We start from the raw sequence: 7,249 nt of genomic DNA on the forward strand, positions 1-7,249 counted from the left end.
GGCCGTCGAGCACGTCACCGCCGAGCGGCTGGCCGCCGTCCGCGCCCACGCGGACGCGCTGCCGGCCGCCGGGCCCGACCGCACCGGGGCCGTCGTCGACATGATCGTGCGCCTCTACACCGGACCGCTGTTCCGGGCCGCCCTGCACCTGTGGACCGCCGCGGCCACCGAGGAGGCGCTGCGCGAGCGGATCGTCGCCCTGGAAGGACACGTCGGGAGGGAGGCCCACCGGGCCGCCGTCGAGTTCCTGGACGCCGACGAGAGCCGCCCCGGAGTGCGCGAATCGGTGCAGGCCACGCTGGACCTCGCCCGCGGTCTCGGCCTCGCCAACCTGCTCACCGACGACAGCCACCGACGTTCCGGGGTGATCCGGCAGTGGGCGGGCGTTCTGGAGAGTACGCTGCGGCCGGTACGCCCATGACGCCCGTACACCCGGAGCGGCCGGACGCCCCCTGACCAAGGGGTCGCCGGGCGGCCGATGTCCGTGCAGTCTGGAGAAGAACCCCGGCCGGCACCGACCGCGAGGCCCACCCCGGCCGGGCACGAGCCGAACCGGGGTGCTGCCTGATCATGCACGGACACGAGTGGGACGCGACCGACGCCGCCGGCCCGGCACCGGGCGACGACCCCGCACGCCCCGGGGGCGAACGTCCCGAAGGCCACCGCCTCGTCCCGCTCGCGACGGCCCTGCTCCAGGACGACGGACTGATCCTGCACTGGAGCGAGGACGCCGAGGCCCTGCTCGGCTACCCCGCCGAGGAGGCCGTCGGCAGCCACGCCGCCCAGCTGCTCACCGACGAGTCCGACCGCACCGAGGTGCTCGGCCTGTTCCAGCGGATCATGGGCGGCCCCGGGTGGTCCGGCGTCTTCCCGGTGCGCCACCGCGACGGCCACCAGGTCGACCTGGAGTTCCGCACCTACCCCATCGCCGGCCCGGCCGGCACCCTGCTGCTGCTCGCCACCGCCTCCGACACCCGCGCCCTGCACGCCGTCGAGGCCGACCTCGCGGTGCTGGACGGCGTCTTCGACCGCTCACCGATCGGCATGGCCGTCTACGACACCGGGCTGCGCTACGTCCGGATCAACGAGTCGCTGGCCCTGATGAACGGCGTGCCGGTGGCCGCCCACCTCGGCCGCCGGATATCGGCGGTGCTCCCCGGCATCAACAGCAGCGAGATCGAACAGATCATGCGCCAGGTGCTGAAGACCGGCAGACCCGTGGTGGACGCCCGCTCGCACGGCCGGGTCCCCGGCGACCCCACGCGGGACCGCGCCTGGTCCGCCTCCTACTTCCGGCTGGAGGACTCCACCGGCCGGATCTTCGGGGTCTGCTCCTCGATCATCGACGTCACCGAGCGCTTCCAGGCCGAGGCCCGCGCCGCCAAGGCCCAGGAGCGGCTCGCCACCATCGCCGAGGCGACCGCCAGGATCGGCACCACCCTCGACCTCCAGCGCACCGCCGAGGAACTGATCGAGGCCGTCGTCCCGAAGTTCGCCGACTTCGCCACCGTCGACCTGCTGGAGCCGGTGCTGCGCGGCGCCGAGCCCACCGCGGTCCCCTCCGACAAGACCATCACGCTGCGCGCCGTCGCCGTCGGGGAGTCCTACGAGACCGGCCTCGCGAGCGCCGTGGACATCGTCGGCGAAACCTCCGAGTACTCACCCGACCGCAGCTACGTCCAGTGCCTGCGCAGTGGGAAGCCGCTGCTGCGCGCCCACGTGGACGAGGAGGCGCTGCGCGGACTGGTGGCCAGCGAGGACCGGGTGGCGCCCGGGATGGCGGCGGGCATCCACTCGTACCTGATGGTGCCGATCACCGCCAGGGGCATGGTGCTCGGCGGCTCCGAGTTCATCAGGATGCGCAACCCCGAGCCGTTCACCGCCGCCGACGTCGCCCTCGCCGAGGAACTCGTCGCCCGCACCGCGCTGGCGCTCGACAACGCCCGGCTCTACCGGCGCGAGCGGGAGACCGCGCTCACCCTCCAGCGCAGCCTGCTGCCGCAGGAGGTGCACCGCACCCTCGGCCTGGAGATCGCCTACCGCTACCTGCCCAGCAGCGTGGTCAGCGAGGTCGGCGGCGACTGGTTCGACGTGGTGCCGCTGTCCTGCGGGCGGGTCGCCCTGGTGGTCGGCGACGTGATGGGCCACGGCATCAGGGCCGCCGCCACGATGGGCCAGCTGCGCACCGTCGCCAGGACCCTGGCCACCCTCGACATGCCGCCCGAGCAGGTCCTCACCCGGCTGGACGAGACCGCCTCGGGAATCGGCGAGGGCCAGTTCGCCACCTGCATCTGCGCGGTGTACGACCCGCTGGAGCACACCGTCCAGGTCGCCTCGGCCGGGCACCTGCCGCCGGTGCGGGTCGCCCCCGACGGCACCGCCTCCGTCGTGGACGTGCCGCCGGGGGTGCCGCTGGGCGTCGGCGGGGTGGCCTTCGAGTCGATCGAGTTCACCATCCCCGAGGGCGGCATGGTGGCGCTCTACACCGACGGCCTGGTCGAGCGGCGCGGCCAGGACCTGGACGCCGGGATCGACCGGCTCGCCCGCACCCTGGCCGGGCCGGGCCGGACCCTGGAGGAGAGCTGCGACGCCGTGCTCGGGGCGCTGGTCACCGACGGCACCGAGGACGACATCGCGATGATCATGGCCCGGGTGCTGCCGCTGCCCGCCGACCGGATCGCCACCCTGCCGCTCAGCGGCGGCGGCCGGCTGCCCGGCACGGCCCGCCGCTTCACCCGCGCCACCCTGGACGCCTGGGGCCTGGCCGCGCTCACCGACTACGCCGAACTGCTGGTCAGCGAACTGGTCACGAACGCCCTGCTGCACGCCGACGCCCCGCGCCGGCTGCGGCTGTTCCGCGACCGGGTGCTCACCGTGGAGGTCGCCGACGCCGGCGGGCAGGCCCCGCAGCTGCGCCCCTTCGCCGAGCAGGACGAGGGCGGGCGCGGGATGTTCCTGGTCAGCGAGCTGGCCCAGCGCTGGGGCAGTCGGCTCACCCGGGACGGCAAGGTGGTCTGGGCCGAGCTGGAACTCCCCTTCGGGGCCTCGTAGAGAACGAACGCTCCGTGGACGAGAACGGCCGTTCCCTCCGGGGGAACGGCCGTTCTCAGGGTTTCCGGGCTTCCGGGCCTTCTCGGGTCCGGGCTACGCGTCGGCCTTCTCCGGTGCGGCGACCTCGACCGGCTCCGCCGCCGTCGGGGCGGACAGGCCGCGCAGCAGGCGCCAGGCCAGGACGGCCGCGCCGACCAGCAGGGCCCCGGCGAGCAGCCCGGCGCTGTTCATGCCGTGCACGAAGGCGTCCCTCGCGCTCGCCAGCAGCGGCTGCGCCAGGTCGGCCGGCAGCCCGTTCGCCGTCTCCACGGCGGCCCCGAGGGACTCGCCGGCCCGGGCCGCGGTCTCCGCGGAGGCCCCGGCGGGGACGACCAGCCCGCCGGCGTAGATCGTGCCGACCACCGAGCCGACCAGCGCGATGCCGAGCGCGGTGCCCAGCTCGTACGCGGTCTCGGAGACCGCCGAGGCGGCGCCGGCCTTGTCGGCGGGCGCGGTGCCCAGCACCAGGTCGGCGCCGAGCGTGTAGACCACGCCCTCGGCCGTTCCGACCACCAGGAAGGACACGGCCAGCAGCAGGTAGGTGGTGTCCTGCTGGAGCCAGCCGAGTACGCCGACGCCCAGCCCCATGGCGAGCAGACAGGCGGTCAGCGCCCTGCGGGCGCCGAAGCGCCGGGCGATCCGGGCGGTCAGCAGGCCACCGGCCACCGAGCCGGCGAAGGCCGGCAGCTCGGCCAGGCCCGCCTGGAGCGGCTGGTAGCCGCGCACCAGCTGGAGGTACTGGGAGACCACGAAGATCACGCCGGAGAGCCCGACCAGGGAGATCAGCGAGGCCGAGACGGCCGCGGTGAACCGCCGGTCGCGGAAGAGCCTGACGTCGAGCAGCGGGGTCTCCAGCCGCAGCTGGCGGCGGACGAAGACGAACAGCGCGGCGGCGCCCAGCACGAAGGTGACCGGTACGTCCCAGCGGTCCACGCCGTGTGCGGCGGCCTCCTTGATCGCGTAGACCACGCCGATCACACCGGCCAGCGACAGCAGCACGCTCAGCACGTCCCAGCGGCCGGGCTTCGGGTCCCTGGACTCCGGCAGCAGCCAGGCGCCGAACACCAGCAGCAGGATCAGCACCGGGATGTTCAGCAGGAACACCGAACCCCACCAGAAGTGCTCCAGCAGCACCCCGCCGACCACGGGCCCGAGCGCGGCGCCGGCGGTGGCGGCCGCGCCCCAGATGCCGATCGCGGTGGCCCGCTCCCGGTCGTCGGGGAAGAGGCTGCGGATCAGCGAGAGCGTGGAGGGCATGATCGTCGCCCCGGCGACGCCGAGCAGTGCGCGGGCCAGGATCAGCCAGCCCGGGCTCGGCGCGTAGGCGGCCAGCAGCGAGGCGACGCCGAAGGCGGCGGACCCGGCCAGCAGCAGCTTCTTGCGGCCGATCCGGTCGCTCAGGGCGCCCATGCTGACCAGCAGTCCGGCCAGTACGAAGGAGTAGGAGTCGCCGATCCAGAGCAGCTGGGTGCCGCTGGGGCGCAGCGTCTCGCTGATCGACGGGATGGCGAGGGAGAGCACGGTCGCGTCCAGGGCGACCACGGTCACGGCCAGGACGAGGACGGCGAGGCCGGTCCAGCGCTGGCGGGCGGTCAGGGTGTTCATGGTTTATCGGTGTCCGGCCTGTGGTCGGCGGTGCTGTGGGTGGAGGTGCTGTGGGCTGCGGTGCTGGGGTCGGTGGTGCCGGGGGCGGATGGAACGGGGGTGGCGGTGCGGGCGTCCGGTCTGCGCAGCGCGCCGCCGAGGAACAGCTCGGCGAGCGAGAAGGCGGCGTCGCGCGGGGCGAGCCGGCCGTCCTGGATGGACCAGCCGACGCCGGCCACCAGATCGAAGAAGGCCTCGCTCAGCCAGGCGGCGCTCAGCTCGATGCGGAACACGCCCTGCTGCTGACCGCGCAGGAAGAGCGTGTGCAGCCGGGCGATCTGACCCTCCCAGAGGTCGTTGATGTCGTCGTGCTCGTAGAGCTGGTTCTCGCCGGCCAGGAAGGCGCAGAGCATGGCGTCCGGGACGGCGGCGTCCACCAGGCGGCGCAGGGCCGCCTCGGCGTCGCCCTCCTCGACCTCGGCGGTGTCCAGGGCGGCGGCGAACCGGCGCAGCCCGAGCAGGCCGACCTCGCGGATCAGCGCGTCGCGACCGGGGAAGAGCCGGTGCAGCGTGGCGCGGCTGATGCCGGCGGCGCGCGCGATCTCGTCCAGGTGGGCGGTCGGGCGGCGGGAGAGCACACCGACGGCGGCTTCCAGGACGGTGTCGCGATCGGTGGCCATGCGCCGATTCTAGTTCATGTGAGACATCCATGTCTCATTCATATGTCCGGGATCTCAGGTGACGCGTGGAGCCGCGGCGGGAGGGCAGCAAAAAACCGGAGACGGTGGGTGTACCGTCCCCGGTTCCGGGGGTTGCCGCTGTCGGCCGCGGGGCGGCGGCGGCTCAGCTCTGGTTGTAGAAGCCGGTGTCGTCCATCGGGCGGTCGATCACCATGACCTCGACGTCGGCCGGGGTGAGCAGGAAGACCCTCTTGGCGATCCGCTCGATGCCGCCCTGGGTGCCGAAGATCAGTCCGGAGGCGAAGTCGACCATGCGCTTGGCCTCGGCCTCCGCCATCTCGGTGAGGTCCATGACCACCGGGGTGCTCGCCCGGATGTGCTCACCGACCGTCCGGGCCGCCTCGAACCCCGTCGGCCGCAGGGAGACGATCTTGGTGGGCGCGGGGGCGGCCGGAACCGTCTCCTGGTCGACCCACTCGTCGTCGTACACCGCGGCCGGGTAGTGTCCCGAGGGCATCAGCCACCCGTTGTGGTGCTCGTCGCGAAGTGCTCCCATGCCGCGCCTCCCTGCCTCGTCCCGTCCTGGTCCCCCGGGGGTGGGTGCCGTTCTTGACACGTCATCCACTCGTCGGAACTGTCCGAGTATCGCACTGTTCACCGGTCCCGTGCCCGCTCGCGACCCCCGTACGAGTCGTGCCGCGCCGGAAACCCGGGCGAACCCGGGCACTCCTCATTGACGCGGCGCCGTACCGTACGGTTGCGCGCGTTGACCTTATCGGTCGCGGTCACCGGGTAATTGACCTTCTGTCAACAATGCGGAAACGATTTCACCCGTCGGTTCACTCGCCGGTCGAGCCGTCGACCAACTCGCGCAGAAGATCCGCGTGGCCGTTGTGTCGCGCGTACTCCTCGACCATGTGGGCGAGGATCCAGCGCAGCGTCACCGGCTGCCCGCGGCGCGGGCTCTTGCCGACGGTGTCCAGCGGCAGGCCTTCGACCGCGCGGCGGGCGGCCTCGATCTCGGCCTGCCAGACGGCGAAGTCGGCCGCGGCGTCGGCGGTGTCGACGTCGTCGAAGTCGCCGTCCTCGTTCTCCTGGGTGCAGAAGCGGTCGGTGATCTCCTGGCCGAGCAGGACGCACTGGAACCAGTACTGCTCCACCTCCGCCATGTGCCGGACCAGGCCCAGCAGCGAGAGGTTGGACGGCGGGACGGAGCGCAGCCGCAGCTGGTCGTCGGTCAGGCCCGCGCACTTGAGCGCGAGCGTGCCGCGGTGGTAGTCGAGGAAGGCGGTCAGGGTGGCGGCCTCGTCGGCCGTCATCGGCGGGTCCACCCGCGGGTCGAGTTCGGTCATGCGCGCCATCCTGGCCTCCCGTGACCGGGGGCGCGAACGATTTTGCGGCGCCGGGCCGGTGGGGTGGTTCAGCCCGCCGCGGTCCGGCCGCGGGCCCGGGCCGTCCGCCAGAGCCCCACCACGCTGCCCAGCACCAGCAGCGCGATCACCCCCGCCGACAGCAGGAACGCCGCCGAGCCGGGCCGGCCCGCGCTGGCCGCCGCCGTGACGTACACCGCCGTGGTCGGCACCACACCGACCGCGGTGGCGACCACGAAGGGCAGGAAACGGACCCCGGAGAACGCCGCGCCGTAGTTGGCCGCCTGGAACGGCATGCCGGGCAGCAGCCGCAGCACCAGCACGCTGCGGAAGCCCTGTTCGGTGAACCGACGGTCCAGCGAGCCGAGCACCTTCCCGCGCAGGTACGGGCGGAGCGCGTCGCGGCCGAGGCCCCGGCCGAGCGCGAAGGCGAGGGCGGCGCCGAGCGTGGTGCCGAGCACCGCCAGCGCCACGCCCTGCTGGATGCCGAGCAGCAGCCCGGCCGCCGCGTTCAGCGCCGGCCGG

The 7,249-nt window shown here is 73.5% G+C and carries 6 protein-coding genes and 1 pseudogene; 2 read left to right on the plus strand and 5 right to left on the minus strand.

The features are described from left to right. Both BU198_RS26755 and BU198_RS43460 read left to right on the plus strand, forming a co-directional pair. Positions 1 to 421 (plus strand): annotated as a pseudogene (locus tag BU198_RS26755) (TetR/AcrR family transcriptional regulator); the annotation flags it as partial. A 149-nt stretch (positions 422 to 570) separates the two neighbouring features. Next, entirely contained in the window at positions 571 to 3,051 is a 2,481-nt protein-coding gene (locus BU198_RS43460; protein WP_188299441.1) for a SpoIIE family protein phosphatase, read from the plus strand. Between the two features lie 93 nt (positions 3,052 to 3,144). Here the strand turns inward: BU198_RS43460 and BU198_RS26765 are convergent, their stop codons facing one another. From BU198_RS26765 to BU198_RS26785, 5 genes are all read right to left on the minus strand, one after another. Then, a complete protein-coding gene (locus BU198_RS26765) occupies positions 3,145 to 4,695 on the minus strand; it encodes an MFS transporter (RefSeq protein WP_188299442.1) in 1,551 nt (516 codons plus the stop codon). Beyond that, on the minus strand, positions 4,692 to 5,354 hold the full coding sequence (locus BU198_RS26770; RefSeq protein WP_188299443.1) for a TetR/AcrR family transcriptional regulator: 663 nt from the start codon (positions 5,352 to 5,354) through the stop codon (positions 4,692 to 4,694). The genes BU198_RS26765 and BU198_RS26770 overlap by 4 nt, the downstream gene beginning before the upstream one ends. A gap of 163 nt (positions 5,355 to 5,517) precedes the next feature. Further along, entirely contained in the window at positions 5,518 to 5,910 is a 393-nt protein-coding gene (locus BU198_RS26775) for a cell division protein SepF (RefSeq protein ID WP_188299444.1), read from the minus strand. A gap of 283 nt (positions 5,911 to 6,193) precedes the next feature. Continuing rightward, positions 6,194 to 6,706, minus strand: a complete 513-nt coding sequence (locus BU198_RS26780; protein ID WP_188299445.1) for a DinB family protein — start codon at positions 6,704 to 6,706, stop codon at positions 6,194 to 6,196. Positions 6,707 to 6,774: 68 nt separating this feature from the next. Further along, on the minus strand, positions 6,775 to 7,249 hold a 475-nt coding region (locus BU198_RS26785), incomplete at its 5' end, for a TVP38/TMEM64 family protein (protein WP_188299446.1).

Origin of the sequence: Streptomyces sp. CBMA156 (assembly GCF_014596515.1) — a bacterium.
In the GTDB taxonomy this organism is placed as follows: domain Bacteria; phylum Actinomycetota; class Actinomycetes; order Streptomycetales; family Streptomycetaceae; genus Kitasatospora.

What these genes read in the sequence shown, in the direction of transcription:
- BU198_RS26770 (WP_188299443.1), bottom strand. Translation starts at nt 5,354, where the DNA reads ATGGCCACCGATCGCGACACCGTCCTGGAAGCCGCCGTCGGTGTGCTC.
- BU198_RS26775 (WP_188299444.1), bottom strand. Translation starts at nt 5,910, where the DNA reads ATGGGAGCACTTCGCGACGAGCACCACAACGGGTGGCTGATGCCCTCG.
- BU198_RS43460 (WP_188299441.1), top strand. Translation starts at nt 571, where the DNA reads ATGCACGGACACGAGTGGGACGCGACCGACGCCGCCGGCCCGGCACCG.
- BU198_RS26780 (WP_188299445.1), bottom strand. Translation starts at nt 6,706, where the DNA reads ATGACCGAACTCGACCCGCGGGTGGACCCGCCGATGACGGCCGACGAG.
- BU198_RS26765 (WP_188299442.1), bottom strand. Translation starts at nt 4,695, where the DNA reads ATGAACACCCTGACCGCCCGCCAGCGCTGGACCGGCCTCGCCGTCCTC.